This window comes from Citrobacter sp. RHB21-C05 (assembly GCF_013889015.1).
Lineage (GTDB): Bacteria > Pseudomonadota > Gammaproteobacteria > Enterobacterales > Enterobacteriaceae > Citrobacter_A > Citrobacter_A sedlakii.
Genome location: NZ_CP057611.1, coordinates 1,130,360 through 1,146,890, shown reverse-complemented (window position 1 = coordinate 1,146,890; position 16,531 = coordinate 1,130,360). Strand labels below are relative to the sequence as shown.

At 54.6% G+C, this 16,531-nt stretch carries 17 protein-coding genes and 1 pseudogene; 7 read left to right on the top strand and 11 right to left on the bottom strand.

Translation table 11 applies throughout. The features are described from left to right. The first annotated feature begins 19 nt into the window (after positions 1-19). Positions 20-1,180: a bifunctional chorismate mutase/prephenate dehydratase gene (gene pheA / locus HVX72_RS05550; protein ID WP_042288254.1), complete on the top strand. Its 1,161-nt coding sequence runs from the start codon at positions 20-22 to the stop codon at positions 1,178-1,180. On the opposite strand, the gene HVX72_RS05545 is transcribed toward pheA, so the two are convergent. The 3 genes from HVX72_RS05545 to aroF form a co-directional block, all read right to left on the bottom strand. Next, positions 1,177-2,049 (bottom strand): SMP-30/gluconolactonase/LRE family protein, encoded by an 873-nt coding sequence (locus HVX72_RS05545; protein ID WP_181822728.1) that lies wholly within the window; start codon positions 2,047-2,049, stop codon positions 1,177-1,179. The genes pheA and HVX72_RS05545 overlap by 4 nt on opposite strands. 145 nt (positions 2,050-2,194) lie before the next feature. Then, on the bottom strand, positions 2,195-3,316 hold the full coding sequence (tyrA, locus tag HVX72_RS05540) for a bifunctional chorismate mutase/prephenate dehydrogenase (RefSeq protein WP_181822727.1): 1,122 nt from the start codon (positions 3,314-3,316) through the stop codon (positions 2,195-2,197). A gap of 10 nt (positions 3,317-3,326) precedes the next feature. Then, entirely contained in the window at positions 3,327-4,397 is a 1,071-nt protein-coding gene (gene aroF, locus HVX72_RS05535) for a 3-deoxy-7-phosphoheptulonate synthase AroF (protein ID WP_181822726.1), read from the bottom strand. 384 nt (positions 4,398-4,781) lie between these two features. Here aroF and HVX72_RS05530 point away from each other — a divergent pair, with 384 nt between their 5' ends. From HVX72_RS05530 to HVX72_RS05520, 3 genes are read left to right on the top strand one after another with little or no spacing between them, the layout of a single operon-like run. Beyond that, positions 4,782-5,300, top strand: a complete 519-nt coding sequence (locus tag HVX72_RS05530) for a YfiR family protein (RefSeq protein ID WP_042288265.1) — start codon at positions 4,782-4,784, stop codon at positions 5,298-5,300. Continuing rightward, complete coding sequence (dgcN, locus tag HVX72_RS05525) at positions 5,293-6,516, top strand: diguanylate cyclase DgcN (protein WP_181822725.1); 1,224 nt, start codon at positions 5,293-5,295, stop codon at positions 6,514-6,516. The genes HVX72_RS05530 and dgcN overlap by 8 nt, the downstream gene beginning before the upstream one ends. Before the next feature lie 13 nt (positions 6,517-6,529). Continuing rightward, positions 6,530-7,009, top strand: a complete 480-nt coding sequence (locus HVX72_RS05520; protein WP_060569502.1) for an OmpA family protein — start codon at positions 6,530-6,532, stop codon at positions 7,007-7,009. 3 nt (positions 7,010-7,012) lie between these two features. Here the strand turns inward: HVX72_RS05520 and HVX72_RS05515 are convergent, their stop codons facing one another. The 7 genes and pseudogenes from HVX72_RS05515 to ffh all read right to left on the bottom strand — a co-directional run bounded on the left by HVX72_RS05515 (position 7,013) and on the right by ffh (position 12,610). Next, complete coding sequence (locus HVX72_RS05515; RefSeq protein ID WP_181822724.1) at positions 7,013-8,371, bottom strand: PepSY-associated TM helix domain-containing protein; 1,359 nt, start codon at positions 8,369-8,371, stop codon at positions 7,013-7,015. Between the two features lie 64 nt (positions 8,372-8,435). Next, a complete protein-coding gene (locus tag HVX72_RS05510) occupies positions 8,436-8,840 on the bottom strand; it encodes a DUF2946 domain-containing protein (RefSeq protein ID WP_249418878.1) in 405 nt (134 codons plus the stop codon). Between the two features lie 141 nt (positions 8,841-8,981). Continuing rightward, positions 8,982-9,329 carry a 50S ribosomal protein L19 gene (gene rplS, locus HVX72_RS05505; RefSeq protein ID WP_000065254.1) on the bottom strand — a complete coding sequence of 116 codons (348 nt, stop codon included), beginning with the start codon at positions 9,327-9,329 and terminating at the stop codon, positions 8,982-8,984. A 40-nt stretch (positions 9,330-9,369) separates the two neighbouring features. Further along, positions 9,370-10,135 (bottom strand): annotated as a pseudogene (gene trmD / locus HVX72_RS05500) (tRNA (guanosine(37)-N1)-methyltransferase TrmD). Positions 10,136-10,178: 43 nt separating this feature from the next. Continuing rightward, positions 10,179-10,727, bottom strand: coding sequence for a ribosome maturation factor RimM (gene rimM / locus HVX72_RS05495; protein ID WP_042288279.1), 549 nt, complete (start codon positions 10,725-10,727; stop codon positions 10,179-10,181). A gap of 18 nt (positions 10,728-10,745) precedes the next feature. Further along, the gene (rpsP, locus tag HVX72_RS05490; protein ID WP_012134698.1) at positions 10,746-10,994 is read right to left on the bottom strand and encodes a 30S ribosomal protein S16; all 249 of its coding nucleotides are present in this window, start codon (positions 10,992-10,994) and stop codon (positions 10,746-10,748) included. Between the two features lie 254 nt (positions 10,995-11,248). After that, the gene (ffh, locus tag HVX72_RS05485; RefSeq protein WP_042288286.1) at positions 11,249-12,610 is read right to left on the bottom strand and encodes a signal recognition particle protein; all 1,362 of its coding nucleotides are present in this window, start codon (positions 12,608-12,610) and stop codon (positions 11,249-11,251) included. A 165-nt stretch (positions 12,611-12,775) separates the two neighbouring features. Here ffh and HVX72_RS05480 point away from each other — a divergent pair, with 165 nt between their 5' ends. Both HVX72_RS05480 and HVX72_RS05475 read left to right on the top strand, forming a co-directional pair. Next, positions 12,776-13,567, top strand: coding sequence for an inner membrane protein YpjD (locus tag HVX72_RS05480; RefSeq protein ID WP_042288288.1), 792 nt, complete (start codon positions 12,776-12,778; stop codon positions 13,565-13,567). Positions 13,568-13,586: 19 nt separating this feature from the next. Continuing rightward, positions 13,587-14,873 (top strand): HlyC/CorC family transporter, encoded by a 1,287-nt coding sequence (locus HVX72_RS05475; RefSeq protein ID WP_131729031.1) that lies wholly within the window; start codon positions 13,587-13,589, stop codon positions 14,871-14,873. A 60-nt stretch (positions 14,874-14,933) separates the two neighbouring features. On the opposite strand, the gene grpE is transcribed toward HVX72_RS05475, so the two are convergent. Then, positions 14,934-15,527 (bottom strand): nucleotide exchange factor GrpE, encoded by a 594-nt coding sequence (gene grpE / locus HVX72_RS05470; protein ID WP_042288292.1) that lies wholly within the window; start codon positions 15,525-15,527, stop codon positions 14,934-14,936. Positions 15,528-15,649: 122 nt separating this feature from the next. Between grpE and nadK the strand changes: the two genes are divergently transcribed. Then, positions 15,650-16,528, top strand: coding sequence for an NAD(+) kinase (nadK, locus tag HVX72_RS05465; protein WP_042288294.1), 879 nt, complete (start codon positions 15,650-15,652; stop codon positions 16,526-16,528). Positions 16,529-16,531: the final 3 nt, after the last annotated feature.

Genomic DNA, 16,531 nt, shown 5'->3' with positions numbered 1-16,531 from the left:
TAACAAGAAAGGCAACACTATGACATCGGAAAATCCATTACTGGCGCTGCGTGACAAAATCAGTGCGCTTGATGCAAAACTGCTGGCGTTACTGGCCGAACGGCGCGGGCTGGCGGTCGAAGTGGGTAAAGCGAAGCTTGAATCCCATCGACCGGTACGCGATATCGACCGCGAGCGCGACCTTCTGGACCGGTTGATTCAGCTTGGCAAAGCGCACCATCTGGATGCCCATTACATCACCCGCCTTTTTCAGCTTATTATTGAAGACTCGGTTCTTACCCAGCAGGCGCTGCTCCAGCAGCATCTGAATAAGATCAATCCCCATTCTGCCCGCGTGGCGTTTCTGGGACCAAAAGGCTCTTACTCCCATCTCGCCGCCCGTCAGTACGCCGCGCGTCATTTCGAACAGTTCATTGAAAGTGGTTGCGCGAAGTTTGCCGATATCTTTAATCAGGTCGAAACAGGACAGGCTGACTACGCGGTGGTGCCCATTGAAAACACCAGTTCAGGCGGCATTAACGATGTCTACGATCTCCTGCAGCATACCAGCCTTTCCATTGTGGGCGAGATGACGATTGTGATCGACCATTGTGTTCTGGTCTCCGGCACCACCGATCTCGACACCATCGACACGGTGTACAGCCATCCGCAACCGTTCCAGCAGTGCAGCAAATTCCTCAATCGTTACCCGCACTGGAAAATCGAATACACCGAAAGTACTTCCGCAGCGATGGAAAAAGTTGCGCAGGCGAATTCTCCGCGCGTGGCGGCATTGGGCAGCGAGGCGGGCGGCGTGCTGCATGGCCTGCAAGTGCTGGAACGTATTGAGGCGAACCAGACGCAGAATATCACCCGCTTTATCGTACTGGCACGTAAAGCGATTAACGTGTCCGATCAGGTTCCGGCGAAAACCACGCTCCTGATGGCGACGGGCCAGCAGGCCGGCGCCCTGGTGGAAGCGCTGCTGGTTCTGCGTAATCATCATCTGATTATGACTCGCCTGGAGTCCCGCCCTATCCACGGCAACCCATGGGAAGAGATGTTTTATCTTGATATTCAGGCCAACCTGGAAGCGCCGGAAATGCAAAAGGCGCTGAAAGAGCTGGGCGAAATTACCCGCTCGATGAAGGTGCTGGGTTGCTATCCGAGCGAAAACGTTGTTCCGGTCGATCCTTCTTAACGTTCGATAAACGGCTTTTTCTTCATCCCTGCCACCCTCGCCGGCAGGGTGAAGATCGCCCCGGAAAGCGGATATTCTGCCACCTCTTCTTCGCTCATGTTTTCCCGCGTGGTGGTGATAAACAGCGTTTTCATGTCGTCGCCGCCAAAGCAGACCATTGTCGGACAACGCACCGGCAACCGGTATTGCTCAAGCTGTTCGCCCTGAGGAGAAAAGCGGGCAATCCGCCAGCCGTCGAACAACGCGCTCCAGTAGCAGCCTTCCACGTCCATTGCCGCACCGTCCGGGATCCCCTCCCCGGCCTGAAAACGGCGGAACGCCTCACGTTTTCCCGGCTCGCCCTGCGCGTCCAGCGGCGCACGCCAGATCACGCCGTTTGGCGTATCAGAGGTATACATCCATTGCTTATCCGGACTGAACGCCAGCCCGTTATGCCCATGGATATCACACTGAATCACCTTTGGCGTTAGGTCGTTATCGATGCGCATCAACATCGCGCCGTTATAGTCTCCGGGTCCCCAGAAGGTCCCGGCGTAAAAACGTCCGTCATGATCGGTGCCGCCATCGTTGAAACGCGCCAGCTGCGGGTTCGACGGGTTATCGCACACTTTTCGCTGAAGCAGACCGTTTTTATCGGTCAGCCAGATAGCATTACGCAACGCAACAATAAATCCGCCACGCTCGCGCAGCGCAAAGCATCCAACCTCTTCCGGGAACGCCAGAACGATGTGTTCTCCTGTCGTCAAATGGTAGCGATGGATCTCTCCTTCCAGAATATCCGCCCAGTAGAGCGCATTCTCGCCCGCACTCCAGGTCGGGCATTCCGGCAACTGTCCGGTATAGTCAAATAACACGCGTGGTTCAGCCATGACGAATCCCCAAATAAAAAAACCAGCGGTAGTCCCGCTGGTTTTTCAGTATAACCCTCCTGGCGCTAACGATGCGGAAAAACCACCAGCGCATTCTTAGGCCAAAGGGCGTTACACGCTGGCCCGAATCAGACCAGCGTGAGGATTATTGTCGGCTATCGTTGGCCTGTCGCAGTAAGGTACGGCTTTCCTGCTGGAAGCGTTTCGCGTAGTCCCCGAACCAGTGCTCGACTTTGCGGAAGCTGTCAATAAACGCCTGTTTATCTCCCTGTTCAAGCAGACCGATCGCCTCACCAAAGCGTTTGTAGTAGCGTTTAATCAGCGCCAGATTACTTTCCGACGACATAATGATGTCGGCGTACAGCTGCGGGTCCTGGGCAAACAGCCGCCCGACCATTGCCAGTTCGAGGCGATAGATCGGCGAAGAGAGTGCCAGGAGTTGTTCAAGCTGCACGTTTTCTTCCGCCAGATGCAGCCCGTAAGCAAAGGTCGCAAAGTGGCGCAACGCCTGGATAAATGCCATATTCTGGTCATGTTCTACGGCACTGATGCGGTGCAGTCGCGCTCCCCAGACCTGAATCTGCTCAAGAAACCATTGATAGGCCTCCGGGTTTCGCCCGTCACACCAGACTACCACCTGTTTCGCCAGGCTACCGCTGTCCGGACCAAACATCGGGTGCAGACCCACCACTGGCCCGTCATGGGCGGCAAGCATTGCCTGCAACGGCCCATTTTTCACTGAGGCCAGATCCACCAGAATACAGTCGGACGGTAAACGCGGCAGTCGAGCAATCACTTGTTCAGTGACATGGATAGGCACGCTGACAATCACCATCCCGGCATCCGCGACGATCTCCGGCGCGCGATCCCAGTCCTGCTGTTCCAGAATACGCACCTTGTAGCCCGACAGGGTGAGCATTTTTTCAAACAGTCGTCCCATCTGGCCGCCACCGCCGACGATGACCACCGGACGCAGCGTCGGACAAAGCGTTTTAAACCCTTTGTCGTTTTCGCTGGAATAGGACTCGCGCATCACCCTGCGCAGCACATCCTCAATCAGATCTGGCGGTACGCCCAGCGCTTCCGCTTCCGCACGGCGCGAAGCCAGCATAGTGGCCTCGCGCTCGGGGACATAAATAGGCAGCCCAAAGCGGCTTTTGACTTCGCCGACCTCCGCCACCAGTTCCAGGCGACGCGCCAGTAAGTCCAGCAGCGCCTTATCCACTTCATCAATTTGATCGCGTAATGCGGTCAATTCAGCCACCATAACAAACCTCTTAAGCCTTGCGCGCCGCCAGCTGGCCGTTCAGGTCTTTGTGAATTTCACGCAGCAGCGCATCCGTCGTTTCCCAGCTAATGCAGGCATCGGTAACGGACACGCCGTATTTCATATCGCTGCGCGGTTGCTCAGAAGACTGATTACCTTCGTGAATATTACTTTCAATCATCAAGCCAATGATGGAACGGTTGCCATCTTTAATTTGCGCAACCACAGACTCCGCCACGGCAGGCTGACGGCGGTAATCTTTATTGGAGTTACCATGACTGCAATCTACCATCAGTGAAGGCCGCAGTCCCGCCTGCGACATCTCTTTTTCGCACTGTTCGACATCGGCCGGACTGTAGTTCGGCGCTTTACCACCGCGCAGGATCACATGTCCGTCCGGGTTGCCCTGCGTTTGCAGCAGCGCAACCTGCCCGGCCTGGTTGATCCCCACAAAGCGGTGCGACTGGGCGGCGGCGCGCATGGCGTTAATCGCCGTCGCCAGACTGCCGTCAGTGCCGTTTTTAAACCCGACCGGCATCGACAGGCCGGACGCCATTTCACGGTGAGTCTGCGACTCCGTGGTGCGCGCGCCAATAGCCGACCAGCTAAACAAATCCCCGAGGTACTGCGGACTGTTTGGATCCAGGGCTTCTGTCGCCAGCGGCAGTCCCATATGAACGAGTTCAAGCAGCAACTGACGCGCAATCTTCAAACCCGCTTCAACGTCGAAAGAGCCATCCATATGAGGATCGTTAATTAACCCTTTCCAGCCGACGGTGGTACGGGGTTTTTCAAAATAGACGCGCATCACCAGGTAGAGGCTATCGCTGACCTCTGCGGCAAGGGCTTTAAATCGACGGGCGTATTCAAGAGCGGCATCAGGATCGTGAATAGAACATGGACCACACACCACCAGCAGACGCGGATCGCGCCCGGCGATAATGTCAGAAATGGTTTTGCGCGACTGGGCGATCTGCGCCTCTTGCGCCTGACTCAGCGGGAATGCCGCTTTGAGTTGTTCCGGGGTCATCAAAACCTGTTCGTCGGTGATGTGTACGTTGTTCAGCGCGTCTTTTTGCATGATGGCGATCCTGTTTTAGCTCGTTTGCGATAGTTGTCCTCAGCGAGGATGACGTAACGATAACACAAAGAGTAAAGATATCAATCCAAAATGCGTAAAGTTTATTGTACAAGCACCTATAATACTGATTATGACACGCACAGATTCGTACACTTTACTTTACACGCAATTCTGTCGCGGATTTTAAACTTAAATAAAATTGTACGATTACGGCAAGAAAGATAAAAAAACCGTCCCGGCAATATTGATTAATAAGATTTAACTTAAGGACAAAACATAAATATCTTTGGCGTAATGACGCCTATGCAAAATAATGTTATTTTGCTGCAAACAATCAAGGATGTATTTAATGCGTTACGAAAGATACGGGTGAGGACGCCGCTCATGTTCTATTCTCACCGACTTCTGGTGCTGCTGATGCTATTGCTGGCAGGATCGCCGGTTTATGCTCAGGAATTACCCGATGACGCCAAAAATGTGCGTGCAATTGTCTCAGGCATTGTGAGCTATACGCGCTGGCCTGCGCTCTCCGCGCCGCCCAGGCTATGCATTTTCACTTCATCCCGTTTCGTTAGCGTATTGGGTGACAGTGACGATACCTCCCTGCCCTATCAACCTGTTATTATTCGTAACGAACAAGAGGCACTGGTCGCACGTTGTGATGGCGTTTATTTCGGCAATGAATCTCCGGCCGCTCAGGTTGAATTAGCCAATAAATATCCCTCTAAGGCTTTGTTATTAATTGCGGAACAAAATGCTGAATGCATTATTGGCAGCGCCTTTTGTCTTATTATTCAAAATAATGATGTCAGATTCGCCGTAAATCTGGATTCTCTGGCGCACAGCGGCGTCAGGGTCAATCCGGATGTACTGATGCTCGCACGGAATAAAAAGCATGGATAAGGATCTTTCCCGCACGACGCGTCCAACGTTTAAGCGAGCCTTGAGACGCATAAGCATGATCAGCGTGGTGGTGACCATGACGTTGATCTGGCTGTTGCTTAGCGTCGCCTCTGTGCTGACGCTGAAACAGTATGCGCAAAAAAATCTGGAACTGACCGCCGCCACCATGACCCACAGTCTGGAGGCCGCGCTCGTGTTCGCAGACGATGCCGCAGCGACCGAAACGCTGGCGGCGCTCGGCCAGCAGGGTCAGTTTTCTGCCGCCGATGTACGCGATAAAAATGAGAACGTCATCGCCAGCTGGCGCTATAACGCACAGGAAACTGACGACAAACTCAGTGGTTACATCAGCCAGTGGCTTTTTCCATTGCCGGTCTCGCAACCTGTCTGGCATAACGGGGAAATCATTGGCGAAGTGCGGATAACCGCGCGTGACAGCTTAATCAGCCATTTTCTCTGGCTGTCGCTGGCCGTCCTCACCGGCTCGATCCTTCTGGCGTCCGGTATCGCCATCCTCCTGACGCGCCATCTGCACAACGGCGTCGTCGTAGCGCTGCAAAATATCACCGACGTCGTGCACGATGTGCGTACCAACCGGAATTTTTCCCGTCGCGTATCAGAGGAGCGAATTGAGGAGTTTCACCGTTTTGCCCAGGACTTCAACAGCCTGCTGGATGAAATGGAAGAGTGGCAACTGCGTCTCCAGGCGAGGAACGCCCAACTGCTACGCACGGCACTGCACGATCCGCTGACCGGACTGGCTAACCGCGCTGCTTTTCGCAGCACGATCAACGCGCTCATGAATGATGACGCCGCCCGCAGTAGCTCAGCGCTGCTGTTCCTTGACGGCGACAACTTTAAATTCGTTAACGATACCTGGGGCCATGCGGCGGGAGACCGGGTTTTGATCGAAGTGGCTAAGCGACTCGCGGAATTTGGCGGCAACCGCCACCAGCCCTATCGTCTTGGCGGGGACGAGTTTGCGATGGTCCTCTACGGCGTACATTCCGAATACGAAGTGCAGCGCATATGCGCCGCGCTGGCGCAGGAATTTAACCGGCCTTTTGACCTGCACAACGGCCATCTGACCAGCATGACGCTGAGTATGGGCTATGCCCTGACGTGGGAGCACGCCTCAGCCGAAAAATTACAAGAACTGGCCGACCGCAATATGTATCTGGCCAAACATCAGCGTGTCGAACGCGTGATCAAATAATAAGGATTCCCCCATGCTGAAACGTCTTTTATCGCCTTTTGTTGTTGCTCTCCTCCTGACTGGCTGTCAGGCGCCGCAGGGAACGTTTACCCCGCAGCAGGTCGCTGCCATGCAGTCATACGGGTTTACCGAGTCGGCGGGGAGCTGGTCTTTGGGTATGTCGGACACCATCCTGTTTGATAAAAATGACTATAAGCTGCGTGCTGAAAGTCAACGACAGATCCAGACAATGGCTGCCCGTCTGGCCTCCGTTGGCCTGAAACATGCGCGCATGGACGGACATACTGATAATTATGGCGAAGACAGCTACAACGAAGCCCTGTCCCTGAAACGCGCCAACGTTGTGGCCGATGCATGGGCGGAAGGCGCGCAGATCCCGCGTAGTCATCTGACAACGCAGGGATTAGGCAAAAAATATCCTGTCGCCAGTAACAAGACCGCAAAAGGCCGTGCTGAAAACCGCCGCGTCGCCGTAGTCATCAGCACGCCTTAAGTCTTAGTCGGCTGACTGCGCCAGAACCCTGCGCGAGGCGCTATACCAGCGTAGCCAGTCGACCAGCATAAACAGCGTCAAACTTAGCCCCAGAACCGGCATCGCCATGCCCAACGTAACCGCCAGCAACACTGACCCGACGCGTCCTCCGCCGTTCAGCATTAGCCAGCTTTCCAGCAACGTTTGCGCCGGACTGACCGCAGGGCGCGCAGGGCGACGTATCCACCACATCCGGTAGCCCAGCGCAATCATCACACAAAGCCCCACGCCAAAGCCTATCAGCAGCAGTTGATTAGGCAGGCCAAACAGAATGCCCATATGAAAATCCACGCCCCAGCGGGTCAGTTTCGCCATCAGAGGAAACTGCGTGAAGTCGATACTGTCGATAATCTGCAATGTGGTCGGGTTGACGGAAACGGCATCGACCTGGGTGGGCCAGCGACGATCGATTTCGCTGACCGTCCAGCCATGCTGCGTGTCTTTCGCCGGACGAATTTCCACTTCGCTGGCGTCAATTCCCGCCGCCTGCGCCGCCTGCAGCACAGGATCAAACAAGCGGATATCGACAGGCCCGGCGGACATGCTCATCGCGCCATGGTGTCCCGCATGTTCATTCTGCGCCGGACTGTGCCCGTGAAGCTGCGTATTCACCTGCGGCGTCAGCCAGCCAAACGCCGTACGCATCCGATCCACGTTACCGCCCGCCCATTGCGACCACGTCAGGCCAGTGGCAGAAAAAAGCAGCATTCCAGCCAACAGCAGCCATCCGAGCGAAACGTGCAGACGACGGTATTTCTGACGCGGATTGTTCAGGCGACGCTTTGGCCGCGTGAAATACCAGAGCATTGCCCCACCCAGTGCCGCTACCCACATCCATGAGGCGGCCAGCTCACTGTAAATACGTCCAACCTCCCCCAGCAGCAATGATCGATGGGCGTAATCTATCCACTGACGCAGCGGTAAAATCCCGCTGGTGCCATAAACCGTCATATCCCCTTTTATCACCAGGGTAACGGGATCGATAAAAATAGCCCGATGCTCCGAGGCGGCAAGGCGCGGATCCGCAAACATGACCCGTGTCGTCCTCCCCGGCTCGAGTCCGGGACGGACGGCGTGCAGGGGTTGCGCATTTCCGGCGAACCGTTGAGCGGCGTCAATTTGCGCCGCCAGCGACTGCGGCTGACCTTGCGCAGTCCCTGTAAGCGCCTGCGCGTAGAGCGACGCTTCCAGCTGTGGCGTCGCGACATAAAGCGTGCCGGTCAGCGCGGCAATAAAGATAAAAGGCCCAACGAACAGACCAATGTAGAAATGGAGACGCCGCAGCAGGGTAAGCCATGCCGCGCGCGGTGTGCAGGTTGTCATACTTTTCCTCAGAAAAAGCAAAAAGGTGTCGTGACGCTTGCGCGCACAATCTTATTTTTCAGGATCAGGAAGCAGTAGAGCAGCACGGAGGCGCGCGGGTATCAGGATACAGCCAGGGGAAAAAGTGCCAGTGGTTTACCGATGGGCGTGTTGGCCGGTTCATCTGCCTGAGCAACAGGCCACAGGGCAGCATCACCCGCGCCAGGAGCAGGCCCGGCACATGCGCCAGTAGCACACAGTAACCGCACGCTTCACCGTGATCGACAGTAAGCGGGGTGAAAGACGAAACATCGTGATGCGGCGCGTGGTTCGCCGTCATGTCCATTTCATGGTGCATGCCCGGCATAGCGCGCATCGGATCTTTTTGCAGCGCGACGGAGATCGGCGGCGAGATGAGTATCAGCAGGATCGCAAACAGCGCGAGCCATGCCGCGTTGCGCTGAACACCTGGCTGACGAAATTGCCCGATAACCACGATCCCTCCCGCAAGACACGGCAGGCATTGTAAATGATTTATGAATTAATGGTTAACGCTACGAGCTTTCGGGGATAAAAAAAGGGCCAGCCATCTGGCCAGCCCCTTCTAACAGGATGTCGCCTGAGCGATATCTTAGTTAAGACGCTCTTTGATACGAGCAGCCTTACCAGTACGCTCACGCAGGTAGTACAGTTTAGCTTTACGAACGGCACCACGACGTTTGACAGTGATGCTGTCAACAACCGGAGAGTGAGTCTGGAAGACACGCTCAACGCCTTCGCCGTTGGAAATTTTACGAACAGTGAATGCAGAGTGCAGACCGCGGTTACGAATAGCGATAACCACGCCCTCGAATGCCTGCAGACGTTTTTTGGAACCTTCAACAACCCATACTTTCACTTCCACGGTGTCACCCGGACGGAAGGAAGGCACGTCCTGCTTCATCTGCTCTTGTTCAAGTTGCTTAATAATGTTGCTCATAATTTAATCTCTTATCCTGGGTAAACTGATATTCGGGGGCTTATGCCATCCCATCATGTTTATGTTGCCTGTGCGTGCTCTTTTTTGAACTCCGCCAGCAACCTTGCTTGCTCTTCAGTCAGAGCCAGGTTTTCCAGAAGTTCAGGTCTTCTAAGCCAGGTGCGGCCCAGCGACTGCTTCAGACGCCAGCGACGTATCTCAGCATGGTTTCCTGACAGCAATACTGCCGGTACTTCCATCTCTTCTAACACTTCAGGCCGGGTATAGTGCGGGCAGTCCAGCAATCCATCCGCAAAGGAATCTTCCGTTGCCGATGCCTCATGACCCAGAACTCCCGGAATGAACCGAGATACGGAGTCAATCAGTACCATCGCTGGTAGCTCTCCACCGCTGAGAACGTAATCGCCGATTGACCACTCTTCGTCAATTTCGGTTTGGATCACGCGCTCGTCTATGCCTTCGTAGCGACCACACACCAGAATCAGCTTTTGATTCGTTGCCAGTTCGCTGACGCCCGCTTGATCAAGCTTGCGTCCCTGAGGTGACAGATATATCACCTTAGCGCCTTCACCCGCCGCGCTTTTTGCTGCATGAATGGCGTCCCGCAAAGGTTGCACCATCATTAACATCCCCGGTCCGCCGCCGTAAGGACGATCGTCCACGGTACGGTGCCGGTCGTGCGTGAAGTCACGCGGACTCCAGCTCTGGATGTTCAGCAGGCCATTTTTTACTGCCCGGCCAGTTACCCCGTAATCGGTAATTGCACGAAACATTTCTGGAAACAGGCTAACGATACCTATAAACACAGCCAATCCCCATCACGCCGTCATTTACCGCTTATCCGGTGGTTTAAAAACCAGGATCCCAATCTACTTCGATAGTACGCGTAGTGAGATCGACTTTCTTGATAACCTGCCCATCGAGGAACGGCACGAGGCGTTCCTTGATACCAAACGCATCTTTCAGGTTTGCCTTAATGACGATGACGTCATTCGATCCGGTTTCCATCATATCGACGACTTTACCGAGATCGTAGCCTTCGGTGGTCACTACCTGGCAGCCCATCAGGTCTTTCCAGTAATAGTCACCGTCTTCCAGCGCAGGCAATTGCGAAGAATCCACGACAATTTCACAATTGGTCAGCAGGTTCGCCGCATCGCGATCGTCAACGCCTTTCAGCTTGATGATCAAATCCTGATTGTGGTGCTTCCAGCTTTCCAGCTGGACTTGCTGCCACTGACCCGCCTTCTGGATAAACCAGGGCTGATAGTCAAAAATGCTTTCAGCGTCTTCAGTGGAGGAAAACACTCTGAGCCACCCACGAATACCGTAAGACGACCCCATTTTCCCTAAAACAATAGGGTCTGCGGGCGCTTGCGCGGTGAGTTGTTTGCTCATCATGACCACCGTGACAGATTAAGCTGCTTTGTTTGCTGCTTTGATCAGCGCTGCTACGCGATCGGAAATGGTCGCGCCCTGGCCAACCCAGTGAGCGATGCGATCCAGATCCAGGCGAGTGCCTTCTTCTTTTTCGCTGGCGATTGGGTTGAAGAAACCTACGCGCTCAATGAAGCGACCGTTACGTGCGTTACGGCTGTCAGTAACAACAACCTGGTAGAACGGACGCTTTTTAGCGCCGTGACGTGCTAAACGAATAGTTACCATAACATCCTCTTGTGTGAATAAAACAACCGGGCCCCATCGAGGAACGGAGCCCGGCGTCATATTAAAAGCCCGAAAATTTTACTGATTTCTGGGGAAATTGCAATCAGCAGTTAATCACTCTGCTGCAAAAGGCCGTCGGCGGTGCAGCCAGTTCGGTGCCGGCGTGCGCGCAGCCACCGGAGCGTACACGCAGTACGTGAGGATGGCGAGCACACCCCGGCGCCGAAATGGCAAATGAGCCAGGCCGGAAAAGATCAGCGGCCAGGGAAGCCTGGCGGCATCATCCCCTTCATACTTCTCATCATCTTCGCCATCCCGCCCTTCTTCATCTTCTTCATCATGCGCTGCATGTCGTCGAACTGTTTCAACAGGCGGTTAACGTCCTGCACCTGCATGCCGCAGCCGGCTGCGATACGGCGTTTGCGGGAGCCTTTGATGATTTCCGGCTTCGCGCGCTCTTTCAACGTCATCGAGTTGATGATCGCCTCCATGCGCACCAGCACTTTGTCATCCATCTGCGATTTAACGTTATCGGGAATCTGGCCCATGCCCGGCAGCTTGCCCATCAGGCTCGCCATGCCGCCCATATTTTTCATCTGGCGCAGCTGCTCCAGGAAGTCGGTGAGATCGAAACCGTCGCCTTTTTTCAGCTTGGTCGCCAGCTTCTCGGCCTGCGCGCGGTCAACTTTGCTTTCGATATCTTCGATCAGCGACAGCACATCGCCCATACCGAGAATGCGTGAAGCAATACGATCCGGGTGGAAAGGCTCCAGCGCGTCGGTTTTCTCGCCCACGCCGAGGAACTTGATCGGCTTACCGGTGATATGACGAATAGAGAGCGCGGCGCCGCCACGGGCATCGCCGTCGACTTTAGTCAGCACCACGCCGGTCAGCGGCAGCGCTTCGTTAAACGCCTTCGCGGTGTTCGCCGCATCCTGACCGGTCATGGCGTCGACCACAAACAGGGTCTCTACCGGATTGATAGAGGCGTGAACCTGCTTGATTTCGTCCATCATCGCTTCATCAACGTGCAGACGACCAGCGGTATCCACCAGCAGCACGTCGTAGAACTTCAGCTTCGCTTCCTTCAGCGCGCCGTTAACGATATCGACGGGCTTCTGGCCGACGTCAGACGGGAAGAAATCCACGCCAACCTGCTCGGCCAGCGTTTCCAGCTGTTTGATCGCCGCCGGACGATACACGTCCGCAGAAACGACCAGCACTTTCTTTTTGTGCTTTTCACGCAGGAATTTACCCAGTTTGCCGACGCTGGTGGTTTTACCCGCCCCCTGCAACCCCGCCATCAACACCACGGCGGGCGGTTGCGCGGCCAGGTTCAGGGACTGGTTTTCTTCGCCCATCGCCGCGACGAGTTCGTTACGAACAATTTTGACGAACTCTTGCCCCGGCGTCAGGCTCTTGTTGACTTCGTGGCCAACCGCTTTCTCTTTTACGCGATTGATAAACTCACGCACTACCGGCAGCGCAACGTCAGCCTCCAGCAGCGCCATGCGCACTTCGCGCAGCGTCTCTTTAACGTTGTCTTCAGTAAGGCGTCCACGGCCACTGATATTGCGCAGCGTGCGCGACAAACGATCGGTTAAATTATCAAACATTGTCTCTCGCCTGGGGTGGAAACGGTTGGTCGCTCATGCGACACAGGAACAGAATTTTGTCGCAGTATAACATGAAGCCGCCTTTGTTGTTATGCAACGGTTGGAGCAGCGGTCACGTAACGTTATACTGCTTCTCTTTCTCACTGGCTAATTGTCGACATCACTATGCCCGTTTTTGCTTTGCTCGCCCTTGTCGCCTATTCCGTCAGCCTCGCGCTGATCGTTCCCGCTCTGCTGCAAAAAAACAGCGGCTGGCGGCGTATGGCTATTCTTTCTGCGGTCGTCGCGCTGGTGTGCCACGCTTTTGCGCTGGAAGCCCGTATCCTTCCCGCAGGTGAAGGCGGACAAAATCTGAGCCTGCTTAACGTCGGGTCGCTGGTGAGCCTGATGATCTGTACGGTGATGACGATTGTCGCCTCACGCAACCGCGGCTGGCTGTTGCTGCCGATCGTGTACGCTTTCGCGCTCATCAATCTGGCTTTCGCGACCTTTATGCCAAACGAATACATAACGCATCTTGAAGCCACTCCGGGCATGATGATCCATATCGGGCTGTCGCTGTTTTCCTACGCGACGCTCATCATCGCCGCTCTTTACGCGCTGCAGCTGGCCTGGATCGACTACCAGTTGAAAAACAAAAAGCTGGCGTTCAGTAACGAAATGCCGCCACTGATGAGCATTGAGCGCAAAATGTTTCATATCACGCAAATCGGCGTGGTGTTGCTGACGCTCACGCTGTGTACCGGCCTGTTTTACATGCACAACCTGTTCAGCATGGAAAACATCGACAAAGCCGTTCTCTCTATTGTGGCGTGGTTTGTCTATATTGTTTTGTTATGGGGACATTATCATGAGGGCTGGCGCGGCCGCCGCGTGGTGTGGTTTAACGTCGCAGGCGCAGGCATTCTGACGCTGGCCTATTTCGGCAGCCGGATTTTGCAGCAGGTCGTAAGTTAAGCCCTAAAAGGAGTCTCCCCTGGAACACATCTCAACCACCACGCTGATCATCACGTTACTCATCATGGTGGTCATCTCAGCCTATTTTTCCGGTTCTGAAACCGGAATGATGACCCTTAACCGTTACCGGCTGCGCCACATGGCCAAGCAGGGAAACCGGGCGGCAAAGCGGGTGGAAAAACTGCTGCGTAAGCCGGATCGCCTGATTAGCCTGGTGCTTATCGGCAACAACCTGGTCAATATTCTCGCCTCCGCCCTCGGGACCATTGTCGGTATGCGGTTGTATGGCGATGCGGGCGTGGCGATTGCCACCGGCGTGTTGACTTTTGTCGTGCTGGTGTTTGCCGAAGTGCTGCCAAAAACGATCGCCGCGCTCTATCCGGAAAAAGTGGCTTATCCGAGCAGCTTCCTGCTTGCGCCCTTGCAAGTATTAATGATGCCGCTGGTCTGGTTACTGAACACCATTACCCGGTTGCTGATGCGTCTGATGGGCATTAAAACCGATATCGTGGTCAGCGGTTCGCTGAGCAAAGACGAACTGCGCACCATTGTGAATGAATCCCGCTCGCAAATTTCTCGTCGCAACCAGGATATGCTGTTGTCGGTGCTCGACCTGGAAAAAATGACTGTCGATGACATCATGGTCCCGCGTAATGAAATTATCGGTATTGACATCAACGACGACTGGAAATCGATTGTGCGTCAACTGTCGCACTCGCCGCACGGACGCATCGTGCTGTATCGCGACTCGCTGGACGACACCATCAGCATGCTGCGGGTGCGCGAAGCCTGGCGGCTGATGTCCGAGAAAAAAGAGTTCACTAAAGAAACCATGCTGCGCGCCGCCGATGAGATTTACTACGTCCCGGAAGGCACACCGCTGAGCACCCAACTGATTAAATTTCAGCGCAACAAAAAGAAAGTCGGTCTGGTGGTCAACGAGTATGGCGATATTCAGGGGTTGGTAACAGTGGAGGACATTCTTGAGGAGATCGTCGGTGACTTTACGACCTCCATGTCGCCAACGCTGGCCGAAGAGGTCACACCGCAGAATGACGGCTCGGTCATCATTGACGGCAGCGCCAACGTCCGTGAAATCAACAAAGCCTTTAACTGGCATCTGCCGGAAGATGACGCGCGGACAGTAAATGGCGTGATTCTGGAAGCGCTGGAAGAGATCCCGATCGCCGGCACCCGGGTGCGCATCGGTCAGTATGATATCGATATTCTCGACGTTCAGGAGAATATGATTAAGCAGGTCAAAGTGGTGCCGGTGAAGCCCCTGCGGGAGAGCGTAGCGGAATAAGACGCAGGATAGATAGGCCGGGTAAGGCGCAAGCCGCCACCCGGCGCTACAGATCACGCATTACGCTTTGGCTTTCGCTACCGTGACCATTGCCGCACGAATCGTACGACCGTTCAGCGTATAACCTTTCTGCATAATACCCAGCACGTTGCCCGGCGCGACCTCTTCCGACTCGACCATCGCAATGGCCTGATGCACGTTCGGGTCCAGCGCGACGTTGGTCTCGGCAATCACTTCAACACCAAACTTGCGCACCACATCCAGCATGGATTTGAGCGTCAGTTCAATGCCTTCGATCATCGCCGCCATGTCCGGATTAGCTTTATCAGCCACTTCCAGCGCACGATCCAGGCTGTCGATCACCGGCAGCAGCTCGTTGACGAATTTTTCCAGCGCGAACTTGTGCGCCTTCTCAACGTCCAGCTCGGTGCGGCGACGCAGGTTTTCCATTTCCGCTTTCATGCGCAACAGACTGTCGCGTTCACGCGTCTGGGCCTCAGCAAGCTGCGCTTCCAGATTCGCAATTTTTTCATCGCGCGGATCCACCTGCTCAGCAGAAGCGTCTGATTCAACCGCCTCAACTTCTTCGTGCTGTTCCATGATAATTTCTTCCGGGGCTTGCCCCTCAGGCGTTTTCTGTTCTTTACTACTCATGAATTTCTCCGCGTTTTTTTTCGCATTCATCTCGCTAACTTCGCTTATTATGGGGATCGGATTCAGGGTTTCAAGGGAAGCACTCACATTGTCATCAATCTTCGTTACAAGGACCTCGAAAAATGAATAATCATTTCAAGTGTATTGGCATAGTGGGACATCCACGTCACCCCACTGCTCTGACAACACATGAAATGCTCTATCGATGGTTATGCACGAAGGGCTATGAAGTCATTGTTGAGCAGCAAATCGCGCACGAGCTGCAGTTGAAAAACGTTAAAACCGGCACCCTGGCCGAAATTGGTCAGCAGGCGGATCTGGCGGTAGTGGTTGGCGGTGACGGCAACATGCTCGGCGCGGCGCGCACCCTCGCGCGTTATGACATCAAAGTGATTGGCATTAACCGCGGCAATCTCGGGTTTTTAACGGATCTCGATCCTGACAACGCCCAGCAGCAGCTCGCCGACGTGCTGGAAGGCCATTACATTGCGGAACAGCGCTTTTTGCTGGAAGCGCAGGTCTGCCAGCAGGATTGCCAGAAGCGCATCAGCACGGCGATCAACGAAGTGGTGCTGCACCCCGGTAAAGTCGCGCACATGATTGAGTTTGAAGTCTATATTGACGAGAACTTCGCCTTTTCACAGCGTTCAGACGGGCTAATCATCTCGACCCCAACCGGTTCTACCGCCTACTCGCTTTCGGCAGGCGGCCCGATTCTGACCCCCTCTTTAGATGCGATCACTCTGGTGCCGATGTTCCCGCACACCCTTTCGGCTCGTCCGCTGGTGATTAACAGCAGCAGCACCATTCGGCTGCGTTTTTCTCATCGTCGTAACGACCTTGAGATTAGCTGTGATAGCCAGATCGCCCTGCCTATCCAGGAAGGCGAAGATGTGCTGATTCGGCGTTGCGACTATCACCTGAACTTAATACACCCAAAAGATTATAGCTATTTCAATACGTTAAGCACCAAGCTGGGTTGGTCAAAAAAATTATTTTAATTT

Bases quoted from the DNA above. Each gene is read 5' to 3' on its own strand.
- pheA (WP_042288254.1), top strand. From the start codon at position 20: ATGACATCGGAAAATCCATTACTGGCGCTGCGTGACAAAATCAGTGCG.
- HVX72_RS05545 (WP_181822728.1), bottom strand. From the start codon at position 2,049: ATGGCTGAACCACGCGTGTTATTTGACTATACCGGACAGTTGCCGGAA.
- tyrA (WP_181822727.1), bottom strand. From the start codon at position 3,316: ATGGTGGCTGAATTGACCGCATTACGCGATCAAATTGATGAAGTGGAT.
- aroF (WP_181822726.1), bottom strand. From the start codon at position 4,397: ATGCAAAAAGACGCGCTGAACAACGTACACATCACCGACGAACAGGTT.
- HVX72_RS05530 (WP_042288265.1), top strand. From the start codon at position 4,782: ATGTTCTATTCTCACCGACTTCTGGTGCTGCTGATGCTATTGCTGGCA.
- dgcN (WP_181822725.1), top strand. From the start codon at position 5,293: ATGGATAAGGATCTTTCCCGCACGACGCGTCCAACGTTTAAGCGAGCC.
- HVX72_RS05520 (WP_060569502.1), top strand. From the start codon at position 6,530: ATGCTGAAACGTCTTTTATCGCCTTTTGTTGTTGCTCTCCTCCTGACT.
- HVX72_RS05515 (WP_181822724.1), bottom strand. From the start codon at position 8,371: ATGACAACCTGCACACCGCGCGCGGCATGGCTTACCCTGCTGCGGCGT.
- rplS (WP_000065254.1), bottom strand. From the start codon at position 9,329: ATGAGCAACATTATTAAGCAACTTGAACAAGAGCAGATGAAGCAGGAC.
- rimM (WP_042288279.1), bottom strand. From the start codon at position 10,727: ATGAGCAAACAACTCACCGCGCAAGCGCCCGCAGACCCTATTGTTTTA.
- rpsP (WP_012134698.1), bottom strand. From the start codon at position 10,994: ATGGTAACTATTCGTTTAGCACGTCACGGCGCTAAAAAGCGTCCGTTC.
- ffh (WP_042288286.1), bottom strand. From the start codon at position 12,610: ATGTTTGATAATTTAACCGATCGTTTGTCGCGCACGCTGCGCAATATC.
- HVX72_RS05480 (WP_042288288.1), top strand. From the start codon at position 12,776: ATGCCCGTTTTTGCTTTGCTCGCCCTTGTCGCCTATTCCGTCAGCCTC.
- grpE (WP_042288292.1), bottom strand. From the start codon at position 15,527: ATGAGTAGTAAAGAACAGAAAACGCCTGAGGGGCAAGCCCCGGAAGAA.
- nadK (WP_042288294.1), top strand. From the start codon at position 15,650: ATGAATAATCATTTCAAGTGTATTGGCATAGTGGGACATCCACGTCAC.